The sequence below is a fragment of the Shouchella xiaoxiensis genome, from assembly GCF_016907895.1.
Classification (GTDB): domain Bacteria; phylum Bacillota; class Bacilli; order Bacillales; family Bacillaceae_D; genus Shouchella; species Shouchella xiaoxiensis.
Genome location: NZ_JAFBCV010000008.1, coordinates 42034 through 59470, shown reverse-complemented (window position 1 = coordinate 59470; position 17437 = coordinate 42034). Strand labels below are relative to the sequence as shown.

18 protein-coding genes are annotated in these 17437 nt (G+C 39.2%); 15 read left to right on the top strand and 3 right to left on the bottom strand.

Translation table 11 applies throughout. The features are described 5' to 3' along the window. Positions 1-4: 4 nt before the first annotated feature. The 5 genes from rfbC to JOC54_RS13005 all read left to right on the top strand — a co-directional run bounded on the left by rfbC (position 5) and on the right by JOC54_RS13005 (position 4842). Positions 5-568, top strand: coding sequence for a dTDP-4-dehydrorhamnose 3,5-epimerase (gene rfbC, locus JOC54_RS13025; protein WP_204466659.1), 564 nt, complete (start codon positions 5-7; stop codon positions 566-568). Then, positions 565-1437: a dTDP-4-dehydrorhamnose reductase gene (gene rfbD, locus JOC54_RS13020; protein ID WP_204466658.1), complete on the top strand. Its 873-nt coding sequence runs from the start codon at positions 565-567 to the stop codon at positions 1435-1437. The genes rfbC and rfbD overlap by 4 nt, the downstream gene beginning before the upstream one ends. Next, complete coding sequence (gene rfbB, locus JOC54_RS13015) at positions 1427-2407, top strand: dTDP-glucose 4,6-dehydratase (protein WP_204466657.1); 981 nt, start codon at positions 1427-1429, stop codon at positions 2405-2407. Before rfbD ends, rfbB begins: the two co-directional genes overlap by 11 nt. A gap of 61 nt (positions 2408-2468) precedes the next feature. After that, a complete protein-coding gene (locus JOC54_RS13010; protein WP_204466656.1) occupies positions 2469-3836 on the top strand; it encodes a UDP-glucose dehydrogenase family protein in 1368 nt (455 codons plus the stop codon). Continuing rightward, positions 3817-4842 carry a GDP-mannose 4,6-dehydratase gene (locus tag JOC54_RS13005; RefSeq protein ID WP_204466655.1) on the top strand — a complete coding sequence of 342 codons (1026 nt, stop codon included), beginning with the start codon at positions 3817-3819 and terminating at the stop codon, positions 4840-4842. The genes JOC54_RS13010 and JOC54_RS13005 overlap by 20 nt, the downstream gene beginning before the upstream one ends. 297 nt (positions 4843-5139) lie before the next feature. Here JOC54_RS13005 and JOC54_RS13000 read toward each other — a convergent pair whose 3' ends face one another. Beyond that, positions 5140-5361 carry a helix-turn-helix domain-containing protein gene (locus JOC54_RS13000; RefSeq protein ID WP_204466654.1) on the bottom strand — a complete coding sequence of 74 codons (222 nt, stop codon included), beginning with the start codon at positions 5359-5361 and terminating at the stop codon, positions 5140-5142. Between the two features lie 258 nt (positions 5362-5619). Here JOC54_RS13000 and JOC54_RS12995 point away from each other — a divergent pair, with 258 nt between their 5' ends. The 3 genes from JOC54_RS12995 (at position 5620) to JOC54_RS12990 (ending at position 6710) form a co-directional block, all read left to right on the top strand. Continuing rightward, entirely contained in the window at positions 5620-5787 is a 168-nt protein-coding gene (locus tag JOC54_RS12995; protein ID WP_204466653.1) for a hypothetical protein, read from the top strand. 417 nt (positions 5788-6204) lie between these two features. After that, a complete protein-coding gene (locus JOC54_RS22960; RefSeq protein WP_239586716.1) occupies positions 6205-6330 on the top strand; it encodes a four-carbon acid sugar kinase family protein in 126 nt (41 codons plus the stop codon). Positions 6331-6521: 191 nt separating this feature from the next. Then, on the top strand, positions 6522-6710 hold the full coding sequence (locus tag JOC54_RS12990) for a hypothetical protein (RefSeq protein WP_204466652.1): 189 nt from the start codon (positions 6522-6524) through the stop codon (positions 6708-6710). 70 nt (positions 6711-6780) lie between these two features. On the opposite strand, the gene JOC54_RS12985 is transcribed toward JOC54_RS12990, so the two are convergent. Continuing rightward, positions 6781-7749 (bottom strand): hypothetical protein, encoded by a 969-nt coding sequence (locus tag JOC54_RS12985; protein WP_204466651.1) that lies wholly within the window; start codon positions 7747-7749, stop codon positions 6781-6783. Between the two features lie 521 nt (positions 7750-8270). Here JOC54_RS12985 and JOC54_RS12980 point away from each other — a divergent pair. Beyond that, positions 8271-9362: a Rap family tetratricopeptide repeat protein gene (locus JOC54_RS12980; protein ID WP_204466650.1), complete on the top strand. Its 1092-nt coding sequence runs from the start codon at positions 8271-8273 to the stop codon at positions 9360-9362. 211 nt (positions 9363-9573) lie between these two features. Here JOC54_RS12980 and JOC54_RS12975 read toward each other — a convergent pair whose 3' ends face one another. Then, complete coding sequence (locus JOC54_RS12975) at positions 9574-9990, bottom strand: Rrf2 family transcriptional regulator (RefSeq protein ID WP_204466649.1); 417 nt, start codon at positions 9988-9990, stop codon at positions 9574-9576. A gap of 144 nt (positions 9991-10134) precedes the next feature. On the opposite strand from JOC54_RS12975, the gene JOC54_RS12970 reads away from it, so the two are divergent. From JOC54_RS12970 to JOC54_RS12945, 6 genes are all read left to right on the top strand, one after another. Then, positions 10135-10764, top strand: coding sequence for an NAD(P)-dependent oxidoreductase (locus JOC54_RS12970; RefSeq protein WP_204466648.1), 630 nt, complete (start codon positions 10135-10137; stop codon positions 10762-10764). Between the two features lie 162 nt (positions 10765-10926). Next, positions 10927-13257, top strand: a complete 2331-nt coding sequence (locus tag JOC54_RS12965; RefSeq protein WP_204466647.1) for an MMPL family transporter — start codon at positions 10927-10929, stop codon at positions 13255-13257. A gap of 62 nt (positions 13258-13319) precedes the next feature. Then, complete coding sequence (locus JOC54_RS12960) at positions 13320-14798, top strand: sensor histidine kinase (protein WP_204466646.1); 1479 nt, start codon at positions 13320-13322, stop codon at positions 14796-14798. Next, entirely contained in the window at positions 14795-15490 is a 696-nt protein-coding gene (locus tag JOC54_RS12955) for a response regulator transcription factor (protein WP_204466645.1), read from the top strand. Before JOC54_RS12960 ends, JOC54_RS12955 begins: the two co-directional genes overlap by 4 nt. Positions 15491-15507: 17 nt before the next feature. Beyond that, positions 15508-15888 carry a hypothetical protein gene (locus JOC54_RS12950; RefSeq protein ID WP_035418730.1) on the top strand — a complete coding sequence of 127 codons (381 nt, stop codon included), beginning with the start codon at positions 15508-15510 and terminating at the stop codon, positions 15886-15888. 195 nt (positions 15889-16083) lie between these two features. Beyond that, positions 16084-17373 (top strand): extracellular solute-binding protein, encoded by a 1290-nt coding sequence (locus JOC54_RS12945; protein WP_204466781.1) that lies wholly within the window; start codon positions 16084-16086, stop codon positions 17371-17373. The last annotated feature ends 64 nt before the right edge of the window (positions 17374-17437 follow it).

The following is a 17437-nucleotide window of genomic DNA, read 5'->3' as shown; positions in this document are numbered from 1 at the left end:
TTAAATGATAAAAGCTGATTTAGTATTAAACGATGTTTGGATTATTGAACCAGATCTTTTTGGAGATCATCGTGGTTGGTTTATGGAAACCTATAACAACTCCGTATTTATGAAAAATGGCATAAATATTAATTTTGTTCAAGATAATCATTCTTTTTCAGCCCAAAAAGGTACATTGAGAGGATTACATTATCAATTAAATCCTAAGGCACAAACTAAATTAGTTCGATGTACAAAAGGGTCAATTTTTGATGTTGCAGTAGACCTTAGAGTAGATAGTCAAACATTTGGTAAATGGACTAGTGCGATATTAAGTGAAAGCAATAAAAAGCAATTCCTAGTCCCAAAAGGATTTGCACATGGATTTATAACGCTTGAGGACGATGTAGAGGTTCAGTATAAAGTGGATGAATATTATTCTTCTACAAATGATAGGAGTATTTTATGGAGTGACCCCAATATAGGTATTAAATGGCCTCAAAATTTAGTGCCTATACTTTCTAATAAAGATAAGTTTGCTCCTTTATTACTGCAAGCGGAAATTAATTATGAATATGGTGATTTATGAAAATTTTAGTCACAGGATCTAATGGTCAACTAGGCTATGATGTTTTAAAAGAAGGGAAGAAGTCAGGACTTAATATTAAGGGTGTTGGTAGAAAAGAATTTAATATTATTGATAAAAGTCAAGTTGAAAATTATATTTTCCATATGAATCCAGATATCATTATACATTGTGCTGCTTTTACCTCAGTAGATGAAGCAGAGCAACATAAGAAACTCTGTATGGACGTTAACTACTTAGGAACTAAGAATATAGCTGAAACTGCAAAAAAAATTAATGCAAAACTAGTATATATTAGTACAGATTATGTTTTTAATGGAGAGGGTAATCTTCCATTTGATGAAACTACTTCTCCATGTCCAATTAACTATTATGGAGAAACAAAACTTGATGGTGAGAATGTAATTAAAGCATTAATGAATGACTGGTTCATAGTGAGAGTTTCTTGGGTATTCGGTATTAATGGTAAGAATTTTGTTAAATCTATATTGAAAAATGCTAAAATAAAGCATGAGTTAAATGTTGTTGATGATCAAATTGGTTCTCCTACTTATACGATTGATCTAGCTCGATTCCTTCTAGATTTAATAGATACTGATAAATATGGTATTTACCATGTCACAAATAGTGGGTATTGCAGTTGGGCTGATTTTGCTGAAGAAATAGTGAAATTATCAAGCAATAATTCAAAAGTTAATAGAATTTCTTCGGATCATTATCAAACAAAAGCTAATCGACCAAAAAATTCAAGATTATCAAAAAAATCAATTGATAGAAATGGTTTTACAAGATTGCCAGAGTGGGAAGACGCATTGAAAAGATTTTTAATGGAACTTAATAAAGACAAAGGGGACACTAAATATGGTAAATAAAGTGCTGATAACTGGAGGGGCGGGTTTTATAGGAGGTAATTTTATCCATTTAATTACCCGGAAATATCCTAATTATAAAATCTATAATCTAGACTCGCTGACTTACGCTGGTGAATTGGAAAAACACAAAGTCCTAGAAAAAAATGAGAATTATAAATTTGTTAAGGGTGATATTACTGATAAAAATTTTGTATTTAATTTATTTAAAGAAGAACAATTTAATTATATAGTCCATTTCGCCGCAGAAAGTCATGTTGATCGCTCAATTGATAATCCTGAAATCTTTGTGAAAACAAATGTATTAGGAACTCAAAACCTTTTAGATGCTTCAAGGTGTATCAAAATTGATAAATTTATACATGTATCAACAGATGAAGTGTACGGTGAACTTCCAATGGATCCAACTGAATTTTTTACTGAAGAGACAGAGTTAAAACCAAATAGTCCATATAGTGCCAGTAAAGCAGCATCAGATTTACTTGTACGTTCATATTACCAAACCTTTGGTTTACCAATAAATATAACTAGGTGTTCCAACAATTATGGTCCATTTCATTTTCCAGAGAAATTAATCCCTTTAACAATCTCTAGAGTAATTAATGATCTTAAAATACCGATATATGGAGATGGGAGAAACATCAGAGATTGGTTGCATGTAGTTGATCATTGTAGAGCTATAGATCTAGTGCTACATAAAGGTGTTGATGGAGAAGTATATAATATTGGTGGTCATAATGAACAGTCAAATCTTGATGTTGTTAAGACAATTATTAAATCTCTAAATTCATCTGAAGAATTAATTGATTTTGTAAAAGATAGGTTAGGTCACGATAAAAGGTATGCTATAGACCCTTCTAAAATTAAAAAATTGGGGTGGGAGCCTGTTTATTCATTTGAAGAAGGTATAAGTGAGACAATAGAATGGTACCTTAATAACAAATCATGGTGGACACCACTACTTACTAGATAATAGTAATAAATAAGTTGTGAGAAATATTTTAAGAATTTAAATTTCAAAGAGGAGAATTATTTTGTATAAAATAGCTGTAGCTGGAACAGGATACGTTGGCTTAGTGGCAGGAGTATGTTTTGCTGAAAAAGGTCACCAAGTAACTTGCGTTGATATTGACAGTAATAAAGTTGAGATGATGAAAGCGGGAACTTCTCCAATTTTTGAAGCTAATTTAGAAGAGTTGATGCAGAAGAATTATGCTGAAGGTAGACTCAATTATACAATAGACTACCAATCTGCTTACGAAGATGCTGATGTTATTTTCATTGGAGTTGGAACACCAGAACTTCCAGATGGTTCAGCAAACCTATCGTATATAGCAACAGTGGCGAGACAGATTGCTGAATCTGTAATCAAAGACTGTTTGGTTGTTGTCAAATCTACAGTACCGGTGGGGACAAATGATAAAGTAGAACAATTTATACAGGATTTTCTTGTTAATGATGTAAGAATCGAAGTGGCTTCAAATCCGGAATTTTTAGCGCAAGGCTCTGCAGTTCATGATACTCTTTATGCTGAAAGAGTTATTATTGGTACAGAGAGCAGTTGGGCTAAGAACATTTTAATGGATATTTACGAATCCTTCAACCTACCTATTGTTTCAGTAAATCGACGTTCTGCCGAGATGATAAAATATGCTTCTAATGACTTTTTAGCATTAAAAATATCTTATATGAATGACATTGCTAATTTATGTGAATTGGTTGGAGCTGATATTCAAGAAGTTGCTAAGGGTATGAGCTTTGATGAGCGTATTGGAAGCAAATTTTTAAATGCAGGAATTGGATATGGTGGATCGTGTTTTCCGAAAGACACAAAAGCATTAGATTATATCGCTGAACAAAATGGTTATGAACTGAAAACTATTAAAGCTGCAATTGATATAAATAACGAACAAAAGACAATCCTGTATAAGAAAGCAAGAAATCGTCTAATAACGTTTAATGGTCTAAAAGTAGCTGTACTTGGTTTAACCTTTAAGCCTGGAACAGATGATCTAAGAGAGGCCCCTTCTTTAGCAAATATCCCAATGCTGCTTGATCAGGGTGCCGAGATCTTTGCTTATGATCCAGTGGGCAGAGAGAACTTTGAAAAGGTTTATCCAGAAGGTGAAAATGCTAACGGTTTAATAAGATATGTAGAGAGTCCCAAGGAAGCATTGGATAATGCTAATGTATGTTTTATTTTTACAGAGTGGGGAGAAGTAAAGTCTCTGCAGCCAAGTGATTATAAAACTTTTATGAGAACCCCTCTAGTGTTTGATGGACGGAATATCTATTCTGTTAAAGACATGGAAGCAAATAATGTGGAATACCATTCTATTGGCAGAGAAGCCACGAAAAGAGTAATTAGGGAGAGTAACAAAAATGGACTACAAACCACTTGATTTAAATAAAACGTATTTAATAACAGGCGTTGCTGGTTTTATCGGTCATTTTCTTGCTAAAAAGTTACTAGATCAAGGGTGCACAGTTATTGGTATAGATAATATGAATAGTTATTATGATGTGAATTTAAAAATTGCAAGACTGGACTTATTGTACCCTTATGATAAATTCACATTTTTAAAATGCGATATCTCTAACAAAAAAGAATTATTCAATGTCTATGAAGAATACAGGCCCAACGTGGTTTTTAATCTAGCTGCTCAAGCTGGAGTTCGATATTCTCTTGAGAATCCTGATGCCTATATACAAAGTAATATAGTTGGCTTTACAAATATTTTAGAGGCTTGCAGAATGCATCCAGTAGATCATCTAATATATGCATCCTCTAGCTCAGTATATGGTTCTAATAAAAAAGTTCCTTTCGAAGAAACAGATTCTGTAGACCATCCTGTCTCTCTTTATGCTGCTACCAAAAAATCAAATGAATTGATAGCTCACACATATAGCCATTTATACGGAATACCAGCCACGGGATTAAGATTCTTTACAGTTTATGGCCCAATGGGAAGACCAGATATGGCTTACTTTGGATTTACTGATAAATACTTTAAGAGTGAGCCTATTCACATTTACAATAATAAAGATTTTGACAATGATTTATACCGTGATTTCACTTATATTGATGACATTGTGTTAGGGATTGAGAGACTTATCAGTGTACCGCCTCAAGAGGATGTACCACACACTGTCTACAATATAGGGAATAACAATCCCGAAAAGTTAATGAATTTTATTCACGAATTAGAAAATGCACTTACTCAAGCTTTAAATAGAGAGGTATCTTTTAACAAAGTATATGAGCCGATGAAGCCAGGTGATGTCCCAGCAACTTATGCGTCAACTGATAAGCTGTTTAAAGCAATCAACTTTAAACCAGAAACATCTATTAAGAATGGTTTGTCTAATTTTGCTAATTGGTATGTTGATTATTATAAAAAGTTATGACATCCAATCTAATAATGTGTTTGAGTAAAGCTTTGCTAAATCCTTTTTTTTATAAAATAAGCCCGCTACATGCCTCAGCATGTAGCGGGCTTATTTCATTAGATGAATACAATATGCATTATAGAATTTAAATGGAAAAATGAGTATTTTTATGAGCTTAGCCTCATTTGGATAGTAACAGTAAAACGCTCAACTATTTAGGTAAGTCAGTGGATACGATTAACGAGAGTCATTAAAAAATAACTAATTTTTTAAATCAGTATGTGTAACCCATATAGATAAAGATTCAGCGTTCAATTATCTCCTTTCTCTGATATCACTTCTCCCAGCAAGATAATCCAACGAGACATCATAGAAGTCTGCGAGTATAAGCAGTCCTTGAAAATCAGGGAAGCGGTCTCCTGATTCATAGAATCGGTAGGCGCGTGTTGATATGCCTAGTGCATCAGCAATTTCTTTTTGTGGTGTTTTGTGTTCTTTTCTTAGTTTTTTGACGCGATTGGAAAATAAATTGCTCATTTAATAAAATCCTTTCATTTTCTATTGACAGGAACACATAGAACCTATATATTTAATTTAGGATCTAAAAGTACCTATTTATACATCTAGTTTTGAAGTTAGTTAAGGGAACATTGTTAAGCATAGAGCTGTTTAACATTCATTGGTGAGGATATATATCTTTTTTTAAATTATTTTTTTACACTACCTTTTGTGAAAAAAGAAATAGCATATTTATTACTTTATGTAATCATTCCATCTACAATAGGAGGCTAACTGATGTCTACCATCTATTCAAGATTGGCCTTGTCGGAAATTAAAACAGAGTTGTTGCTGGTGGCTCACTCACTTGAGAAGACTGACATGCAAGAGCTACTGAGTAAAGTCCTTGAGACGGTTCAAAAAGTAGATGAAATGGATAAAGACATCAAAGAAGCGCGTGATTAAGCATACGTTTTATGATTTAAAGCACATTGAAATCAAGAAATCTACTTGTTTAACTAAATTTTTTTAATATTAATTATTATTTAATGGTCACGAAATGGTTTTTTAAGTAAGTAGCCTAATTAAGTATAGCATGTCTTCAATTCCTACTAAATAAAAACTGCATTCAGCGTTTTGTGAAGGGGCTTAATTTATTTAGGGAGGTGATCGTATATCAAACCATTACGTTCGATTATGCTTGGCTGAAATTCGTTATGAACTCTTGTCCATTAGCTATGATTTGCAGATGAATGATGTGGTAGATAACGCCGACTACCGCAACCAGCTCTTTCATCTCGTCAGCAAGGTTGAGGAGTTGGAGCGTTCGTTTAAGCAGGAACAGGTGAGATCGAATGGAGATCTGGATGAGATCGGAGGGGTGTGAATGAGAGAGTAATGCTTATTGCTTGGGTTTATGGTGATAATTTTACGGGATTGACTGATGCAATGGAGGCGATGGCTTTACATGGGTTGCGGAATTTGTTGTTTATTCAACCATCAGTTTGATACGCTCGAATCTATAATTGATTTATTTCAATATTTACTAACACAATAAGAATAAACAAATCAAAAATAGAGTCTGTTCAGTGTGATAGAGACAGACTTGATACCGTTCAAATCTGTCCCTCTGTATAATTTCTTTATTTAGGGCGAGGTGTCAGAGTTTCAGAAAAGGAGCAGGGATTAAATTAATAGGTATGGCCATTGATCAATATTTAGAGATGGCAGCTCAATTAGGGTTTCGGTTTATTACACTACAAGCACCTAATCATCGGATTAAGATGTATGAAGACTTTAGTTTTGCACGTGTGGCAAAAGATAAAGATGGTTTTACAATTCTTGTTATTGAGATGAATACATACTTAATAGACAGAGAATTGAAATAGGAATTTGAAGTTGAATTATTGAGTGAAGAAAGTCGCGATACTCCTTAAGTGAGATAATGAGCCATATTCTTCAGCGGTGGCTTTCGTTTTTAATAATAACTTCTTTAAAAAGTGGATTGCTTAAGAGGAGTTGTTCCATCGAGTCACCACCTAAATAGGCACATTTTTTAATTAATTCATATTCAGGGTTAGATTGAATGATTAGGCTTCTATATAATTTAGAGGCTTTTGATTTAGCGGTTTGTAATCTAATTTGTTTAACGGTTGTAAGCACAAAAAAGTAAAAAGTTACTGATATAATGACGTAGGAGTTCATGATATCCTGTAAGAAGTTTCTAAAAGAATAATCTAGAAAAGCGTTTATTGCATTTAAGTTTGACTCATTAGCTAGTATCCATTCCATTAGATCGTTCGGCATACCTGATTCAAGTATATCTGCACGTTCTAATTCCCAATTACCTTGATTTTGATATTTAACCAACCAAGGAAAAATCATGATAAACAATGTAAAGGCAATTACTAAAAATGTATTCCAAACCATTAAGTGTAAAGACAAACGTTCAATCATGTAAATAGGGAAACTGAAGAAATAAATGGTACTCCAAAAAATAACGTTGAGTAGAAAACCAAAAACAAAAAAGGCAGGTTCCTCGATGTACTGGTTCATTTGAGTGTTTGATAGTACATCAATCATTAACAGAAAAGGTAGGAATGAAAATATTAAAAAGAGTGGAACTGTCCATTTAGTAACGAAAATAAATTTAAAGAGAACAAAAAAAAGGATTAGTACTATTGCAATAATAGATGCATAGGAAAGTGGTAATACATTAAATAAGCATATGAAGATTAGTAAGATTATTGGTAATATCACCCAGTCGCTCATTTGTTTACGAAGTTGAACTCTTTGGTTAAGCTCTGTTTTTTTATCTTGTTCAAGTAAAAAGAAGTATGGTTGCCTTCTTTGGTTAGACCATTCTCTAAACAACCACTTATACTTGGTTCGTATCCTTTTTAAAAACTGTAGAATTAAATCTAGCAAGTCTAATGAACCTCACTTTTATCTGAATTTAAACAGCGAATATTCCACCTAAAAAGTATATAGTGAAAACTTGTTAATATAAAGAAAATAATCTACTAAATTTTAGATTGAGATTGCTACTTATCTCTCCCTCTCCGTCGATCTACACATATAACAATCTCATAAATAGCCATAGTGATTAAAACGACTACTGCGCAGATTATGAGTTCACGAAGCCCTCCACCAAGCAGAAATATAAGCGCTGGTATAAACACAAACAGAATCAGAAATGAATTCACTTTCTTTCTGAAATCAGACATCTGCATCACCTTTTGTTTTCTGACTTGTATTTTAACTTCCCTTAATCGAATCTAGCATAACCATTATTTGCGTTGTAGTAGTTAATCACCCCTAAATAATAAAAATAACTCGTTCTAAAACAAACCCACTTGGGAAACGTATTGAGAAATATCTTTTCAGTTCCGAATCTTTCTATTTTAATGTATACTTGTGAAATACATATTATGTAAAGGTGTGAGCAGATGACTTATGTTCTTAGAGCAGAAGAGGTTGGCGTAAAGATCACTGAATGGTACAGTTGCATTGTTGCTCGCTCATACGAAGAAGCGGTCCTGATGAAGGAAGAAGTAAAACAACTCCTTCCACAGATGGAAAACAACGACAAGATGCTCGCTTATTACTCCTTAGTTGACTACAGACATAATATGCTTACAAGCGGGTACAACAAGAATGAACTTGATGAGGAACTACCTCAAGTAGAAGAGTTAGAAAATCTAGATCATACACTGCGCTATTTTTATTACTTCGTGAGTGGCCAGCATGAGTTTATGCAAGAACGCTATCGCTCAGCGGTAAAGTTATTCAGTCAGGCTGAACGATTGCTCGAACATGTGAACGATAAGGCTGAGGAAGCAGAATTCTATCAGTATACGGGATACATGTATTATCGATTGAATCAATATTTGCTGGCGTCTTCGTACATGGAGCGGGCAAAGTATATGTATGATCAGTTGAAATACGTAGAGCCTGCGCTGAATTGTAAGATTGTTTTGGCATTTATATTCCAAGAATTACACAACGCGCCTAAAAGTGAAGTACTTTTACTTGAAGCTTTAAAAGAGGCGGAAGGTAAAAGAATTATGACTGCTCAGATTTACAGATCGCTTGGGTTAAATAAGCTAAGTATCAAAGATTATCCAGAAGCTGAAAGTTATTTTAGACGCGCATTAGAAATCGAAGAACATCGCTCAATCTCTTTAGGTGCTAAAACGTTGTATAATTTAAGTAATACGCTGTTTCGAATGGGAAAGTATGATGAAGCATCAATTAAATTTAAAACGGCTAAGGCTAGTGCGGAGTATTACGGAAGTAAAGAGTACGTAGCTCGCTGTAAAGTTACGGAAGGATTATACTTGTTAAAAGATTACAGTTTAGTTGATGAAGGAATTGAAGACTTAAACACATACGGATTAGATTTTGAGCTAGCTGAGGTAGCGGAAGAAGCGGCTGATCAAACCGAAAAAGAAGGAAATACAACATTAGCGTTGAAGTATTTAAGGATTGCTCACAAAGCAAGACTCTACCAAAACTCGTTAGGAGATGATCAGGAATGAAAAAGTTTCTTATATTAGCTGTATTAAGTTTAGCAATCGTTTCTGGAACCGCAACAGCTACATTTTCTTCTGATACGGAAACGTTTCAAGCCCTTGATAAAGGAGATATGACTTAATTAATTTATTTTATCCCTTACAGTGAATAGAAAAGAATACCCGTGTTCTCACAGAACACGGGTATTCTTTGTGCTATACAGCTTGGGAAGACCCCTCACCGAAACCCCTTCACAACATCCTCTAACGTAACGGAAGCCAACTGGTCTTCAAGCGCTTTTTGAGCAGTATGCAAGATTGGTGTGAGTGTAAGCTGAATGTTATTTCCGACTTCACAATCAATCGTTGGGGCTTTATGAATGGAAAACAATTCGTTTTCTTTCACGACTTCGACTGCATTGTACACATCTAATAAGGTGATCTCATTTAAGTCTTTTGTTAGTTTGGCTCCGGCTACGCCTGGTTTCACATCAATCAGGTTCGCTTTCTTCAGCATGCCCATAATCTTGCGGATGAGGGCAGGGTTTGTATTGACGCTTGCTGCCATAAAGTCAGAAGTGGTCGTGTTTTCTTTGTTGTATTCGAGTAGTGCAAGGATATGAACGCCAACAGAAAATCGACTGCTGATGGACATGGTGTCACCTTCTTCTATAAGTTCGTTCGCTTTTGCTCAAGTATAGCATAGTTAAAAAGGTTGACAAATGATCTAATTGTAACTATTATGATTACAAGTAATTAATGTTGTTACAGGTTGTATAAATCGAAGGAGGCGTTATTGATGAAGATTGGTGTAATTGGCGCAAATGGAAAAGCAGGTCAATTGGTTGTGAAGGAAGCGTTGAGTAGAGGACATGAGGTTGTTGGGCTTGTGCGTGATGCGAATAAAGTTAGCGAGTCAATTGAAGTGAAAGAGATTGACGTCTTTAAGCTATCGAGTGACGATGTGCAGGCTTTTGATGTCGTTGTTAGTGCCTATGGTGCTTTTGACACCGATTCATTTGTACGTGCTGGCGATGCGTTTATTGACGCATTTAGCGGCGTTAAGACGCCACTCATCATCATTGGTGGGGCGGGCAGTCTTTTTGTGGATGAGGAGAAAAGCGTGCGCTTAGTTGATTCTCCTGATTTCCCGGAAGAATACAAGCCGATTTCAAAAGGGGCGGCACTGATGCTCGAAAAATTGCTGCAAACAAACGAGCTGAATTGGACGTATATGAGTCCAGCGGCATTCTTTGATGCTGAAGGAAAGCGGACGGGTTCTTATACGAAAGGAAAAGACCAGATGATCTTCAATCAGGCGGGCGAGAGCTACATCAGTTATGCAGACTTTGCGATTGCTGTCCTCGATGAGGTTGAGCAGCCGCAGCATCGACATGAGCGGTTTACGGTCGTTGCGGAGAAAGAGTAATGTTTGATATTGGTTAATAAAGAAGCCCGAGTCCTCAAAGTTGGTGAGGACTCGGGCTTCTTTTTTGTATTTGTTTTAAATCGATAATCTCTCTTTAGTCACCAAGGTAATCTTATTCGTTAAGAAAAAGATAAGATTTCGTTCACAGAATGATTAGATCTAGTGACTAAACTAATGGAAAGTGATGGTGATCAAAAGGGGGATGTCGGTAAGATGGAACGGTTTCTGAAGAGGTTAGGGAGATGGATGGCTACATATAGGTGGGCAGTTGTTGGTGCTTGGGTAGCGATAGTGGCTTTTGGTGGCTATTACGCGACGCAAGTTGGTGGGCATTTAACCGGGGGCGGCTGGGGTGTTCCGGGTTCTGGTTCCCATCAAGCCTATGAAATGGTTTCTGAAGAATTTGCATCGAGGGATGCGACGTCGCTTACTTTTGTGATGAGTCATGCGACGCATGAAGTGGGATCGCCTGAATTTACAGAAGCGCTTGAACAGGCGACCGGTTCTTTAATGAAAGAAGCTGAGATTGATCGTGTCTTTACTTGGGTTGATGCTGATGAGCGTTTGAAAGATGGGTTTGTGTCCGATCAGCTTGATACAAGTATTGGGTTTATTGAAATGAATGTCGATGAAGGGTTTGCGCAGAAGGCGTTGCCTGGGATTCAAGAGCGGCTGACAGACTCGATTCAAGCGTCTGGCTTCAACGTGACGGTACTTGGAGCGCCGGCTTTCTGGGGCGAGATGAATCAGCTCAGCCAAGCTGGTTTGGAGAAGGCGCATCTCTATGCGATGCCGATCATTGTGATCGTTTTATTAATGGTATTCCGTTCCGTTGTTTCTTCTGTGACGCCGTTGCTTTTATCCGGCTTTTCGATTATCGCTTCGCTCGGTGTCCTCTATTTTGTGGCTCAAGCGATGGAGCTGTCGATCTTTGTACTGGATGCGGCGTTGATGTTAGGCATTGGTGTTGGTATTGATTTTGCGCTCATATTCGTGAAACGGTATCGAGAACAGCTTGACCAGACGCGGGGCAATCAGCTTGAAGCAGTCGCAGAAACGATGGGGACTGCGGGGCATGCGATTTTGTTTTCGGCTTTGACGATTATTGGCGCGATGTCGGCGATTTTATTTGTTGATATTGCTGCTGTTCGTTCGATTGCCTTAGGAGTCATCGTTGTGGTTTTCTTCTTAATGGTGACGAGCTTAACGCTCTTGCCGGCTTTTTTAGCGATTGTCGGGGCGAAAATCAATGCCTTGCGTCTTCCGTTTATGTCGATTAAGACAGCTCCAACCGAGCAGGGCAGGTGGTACCGTCTCGCGCATCATGTGATGAGGCGACCGGTGCTGTATGTCGCCGGGTCTGTGTGTTTCCTGCTTCTACTTGCTTGGCCGGCAATGGAGCTTGAAGTATCAACGCCTGATTCGCGTATGCTTCCGGCAGACACGCAGGTTCGAAGTGGGTTAAGTGATTTGGAAAAGGGGTTTGGTGTCGGCTACTCGGCCCCAATTCAAGTAGTTGTCTCCTCGTCGGATGGTGAGTTAACAGATGAAGACACGCTTTTAAGTTTACAACAATTCCAGGCTGATCTGGAAAACCTAGCGAATGTGGAGGAAGTGAACTCACTCTTTTCGTTCTTTCCCGACGCGGACATGGAAATGATCAGCTCGATTCTGACGGAAAACAAAGAGCGCTTGTCTAGCGATGAGTGGATGATGCTGTATCGCAACTTGAGTGAAGCGATGAATGTGGTCATCTTTGATGTCATCTCAAACGATTACTCATCGAGTGAAGCAAACCGAGAGATCGTGCGCGAGGTTCGAGACGATCTCTTATCGAATGAAAATTGGACAGTGCTTGTTGGTGGAGAAACGGCCGAAGGAATGGATACAAGTCAATCGTTAAATGATAGCTTGGTTGGCGTGCTCATCTTTACGTTAGCGTTGTTGTTTGTGGTGCTTGTTTTAACGTTTCGAAGTCTTGTCCTGCCACTCAAAGCGATTGTGATGAACGTGTTGTCTTTAGGTGCGACGTATGGCGTTCTGGTCGTGGTTTTTCAATGGGGCTGGGGTTCTGAGATTTTTGGGTTTGGTGAATTTGGCTTTATCCAGAGCTTTATTCCAATTCTGTTACTCGGTCTCCTGTTTAGTTTGAGCACCGATTATGAAGTGTTCTTATTGAGTCGTGTGCAGGAAGAATATCGAAAAGGCGTATCAAATAAGGAAAGCGTCGCCTTAGGTCTAGAGAAAACCGCACCAATGATTTCTGGAGCCGCACTTATCATGGTCGCGGTGTTCGGGTCTTTCGCGTTTGCGGGGGTACTGCCGATGCAACAGTTAGGATTTGGAATGGCTCTGGCAATCGCCCTTGATGCGACAGTTGTTCGCATGTTTTTAGTGCCAGCGACGATGAAATTATTAGGGAATTGGAACTGGTGGCTGCCGTTTCGAGGAGGGAAGCGCGTAGAAAATCGAGAAGAAAGTCGTAATTGCTAACTTTTTGCAACAAGGTTTCGATTATAATGAATAAAGAGAAAGTATGGAGGGAGAGATTGAGGATGTCGATTCGAGTAAAGCTAATCATTTCTTATGTATTGATGACGATTATTCCAATCGGCTTGTTTGTCCTCTTTCTTCATCTCTTGTTTCATTTATTTATTAACAATATCGAAGAGCTGAAAGCGTACTACCAAGTAGACGAACGGACTGTTGAAACATTTTTCTACGAGGAATTGGCGTCGATTACTGAGCTAAAGCAAGTCGCTCGCACAAGTCCAGATCGCCTCTTAGCTGAAGGCTACTTCGAATCCTATGAGCAGCTGTTAGATCATCGACAAATTGGAATTGTCTTGCAAAGAGACAATCAGATCGTGGCGGGAACGTCTTTGGATGATCAACAGCTCCTTGCTCAACTTCCGCCACATCAATTAACGCCTAATCAAGATCCTATCGATTACCAAGGGCAGCTTGGCGAGGATCAGCTCTATACAGGAACGGATTTCTACTTCGATGATGGGAGCGCTGGTTCCCTGTTCATCACGCTTGATATTGAACCGGTTAATCGCTTTCTTACTGGCGTGATTCCGTGGGTCATTGCTGGATTTGTCATTGTTTTTATTGCAACGAATGCTTTGATTACATACATCCTGTCGAAACACTTAATTCGGCCGCTTAAGAAACTGCATCAATCGGCGGAAGAAATTGCTGAGGGGAACTTAGAACAGGAAACGCTGGTCGTCAGAAACGATGAGATTGGCGATCTAGCGCATGCTTTTGAAGAGATGCGGCTCAAGCTGAAGGATTCGGTCGCGATCCAAGAGCGCTATGAACGGAATCGAAAAGAATTGATTAACAACATTTCCCATGATTTAAAAACGCCAATTACATCGATTAAAGGCCATGTCCAAGGAATTGTTGAGGGGGTGGCCCACGATCAGCAGAAGCTAGAGAAGTATGTACGAATCATTCATACAAAAGCGACGGAAATGGATACGTTAATTGATGAACTGTTGTTGTTTTCCAAGTTAGATTTAAACAGCATTCCGTTTCAATTTGAGCACGTGGCCGTTTCCAGTTATTTGAGCGACATCATTGATTCGTTCAAACAAGAGCATAGTGACGTGACAATTCATGCTGATCTTCAAGTCGCACCCGATGCGCACGTTCTAGCAGATCGAGCGCAGCTCTATAAAGTATTTTCCAATATTGTGACGAACAGCGTGAAGTTTATGAGGCAGGAAGATAAGAGAATGACGATCTCAGCGTCGGCAAGCGAGTCTCTTTTATCGATTGCCGTTAAAGATAACGGGCAGGGCATTGAACAGCAGGATTTACCGTATGTGTTTGACCGATTCTACCGGGCAGAATCAGCTCGGGGCTCGGTGCAAGGGGGAAGTGGAATTGGCTTGGCGATTGTGAAGCAAATTGTATTAGCCCATAAGGGGACCGTCACGATTGAGAGTCAAGTCAATCAGGGGACGACCATTTACATCAATCTGCCACTGTTAAAGGAAGAGGCCGAAGGAGGGACAGGATGAAGCGAATCTTACTCATTGAAGATGAAAAAAGCATCGCAGAGCTACAAAAGGACTATCTTGAAATCAACGGATTTGAAGTGGAGATGAAGCACACAGGAACGGAAGGTCTTGAAACAGCGCTTGCTGGTGACTTTGATTTGATTGTGCTTGATGTCATGCTTCCAGGGATCGATGGTTTCTCGATCTGTAAACAGATTCGCGCGGTCAAAGAGGTGCCGATTTTGATGGTAACCGCACGCGTGGAAGAGATTGATCTCATAAGGGGCCTTGGACTCGGTGCCGATGACTATATCTTCAAGCCATTTAACCCGAACCAGCTTGTTGCGCGAGTAAAATCCCATCTCGCCCGTTATGCTCGTCTTGTTTCCTTAAATGAGTCAAGCGATGAACAGACAACGACTGGCCGGTTATCGATCAATCACGCTGCCAGAACGATTGAAGTAGACGGGATAGAAGTGGTAGTCAGAGCAAGAGAGTTTGACTTATTAGCGTTCCTCGCGCAGCACCCAGGCCAAGTCTTTACGAAAGAACATCTCTACGAGCGCATCTGGGGAATGGATGCTCTTAGTGATCATACAACTGTTACGGTTCACATAAAAAAAATTCGCGATAAGCTCTCGGTGAACGAGATCAATTTTGACAGCATTGAAACGGTGTGGGGCGTCGGTTATCGATTTCGCAAAGAAGCTTAAGTGAGGGGAGAAAACGTATGGCACAGCGGTTTAAAAGAACTCGGTCGGCGATTGTATACGGGTTTGCGCTAATAGGGTTTGTAGCATCGACGCTTTTTATCGGCGGATTAGTGGCGGACATACGCGCTTTTGACGAGACGAGCGGTGGTTATGAACCACCTTATGAGGGTGTTACAGGCGATCCAATCAATTTTGACGAATTGGATCAAACAAATGAAGGCATTGTAGGTCGTGGCTATTCAATTGATATTCTCTTAAACTGCACGACGGGCATGATTTCGTTTGAGTTCTTTAAGCAGCGTATTGATTTTAGAGTGGCTTCAGGCAGAGCATTAGCTGTTCATAAACCGCAGGAAGCATGTGAAAAAAGAGGGTTTGAACCTGCTTTTGGTCATTAGTAAATGGGCGAGCGCGTGCATGCGCTCGCTTCTTCCTTCTATTGAGCTTCCCTCCAACCATCCCCCACATCCAATAAATTAATCGATATTATCGTAAGTTTTTAGACTTTTTTACAGGAGAAAATATGCCATAATAACTCCATAATCTTTTTGAAAGCGATTTCAAGAAAACAAGGGGGAATTAGCTTGAAGGGTATGAGGAAGCGAAACTATGTGTATACAGGCGCGGCGGTGTGTATGGTCTCGTTGCTTGCGGCTTGTGGGGGCAATACGGAAGATGCGGGTGGCTCGGGTAGTGATGGTGTTGTCGAGCTGAGTTTTTGGGCGTCGGCGAATCCGGATCGGGATGATTTTAAGCTAACGATTGAGCGGGTTGAGCAGTTCAATGAGGAACATGATGATATTCAATTAAAGATTGAAACAACGCCACATGCGGACTATCGCACGCGTTTGAATACCCAGGCTGCGGGTGGTCAGCTTCCTGATATTTTTCAAGTGTGGCCGGGGGCTGAGCTCCAGCCGCTTGTTGATGGAAGTGCGGTAGGTTCATTGAACAATATCGTCGACAATTGGACTGACAACGGTTTATTAAATGAAGATGCTCTTGCTGACTTCACCTTTGATGGGGAAACGTATGCGATTCCTTCTGTACAGAATCCGACGAGCTTTGTCTTTTATAACGTTGATATGCTAGCGGATCTTGGCTATGAGACGTTTCCTGAAACGTACGATGAGTTCAAGCAGCTGATTACGGACTTGCGCGCTGAGGAGACAACGCCGATTGCCTTAGGAAACTCGGCTTCGTGGGTCTTGCAGTCGGTCTATATTTCAACGATAGCGGATCGCTTCACGGGTAATGATTTTCTTCCGCAAGTACTTGAAGGCGAGAAGTCGTTTACGGATCCGGAGTTTGTCGAGGCGCTTGGCGTGATTGATGAGTTAGTGCAGATGGAAGCCTTTAATGCCGATCTGAATACAATTGACGATAACCAGATGATTGAGTACTTCCTGCAGGAGCGGGCAGCGATGGTCATTGATGGGAACTGGGGTGCGATTAGCATTCTGACGAACAAGACGGATGAAATGAACGTCGGCATTGCGCCAATTCCGTTAGGGGACTCGGGTACGATTTCTACCGTTTACGGCAATTCATGGTCTTTAAATGCTGATCTATCAGATGAGAAGAGAGAAGCAGGCGAAACATTCTTGAAGTGGATGTTTGATGAAGGGTTTTACCAAGAGTTAATTGGCGTTGGTCGCGTTGTTGCTGCGGAAGTTGACATGCCAGAGGATGCCGATCTTGATCCATTGTTCTTAGATATGCTGGAGCTATCGCGCGAAGCACCACCAGCGCCAGTGTATGATGCGGTATTGCCGCAGGCGGTAAACAATGTCCTGCAAAATGAGCTACAGGCAATTACGATTGGGCGCTCAACGCCGGAAGAAGCGGCGCAAAATATCCAAAACGCGGTGAACACACAATAATGCTATAGTAAATGACAAAGAGCAGAACCTTCTATTATAGAATCGGGCTGCTCTTTTCCAACTA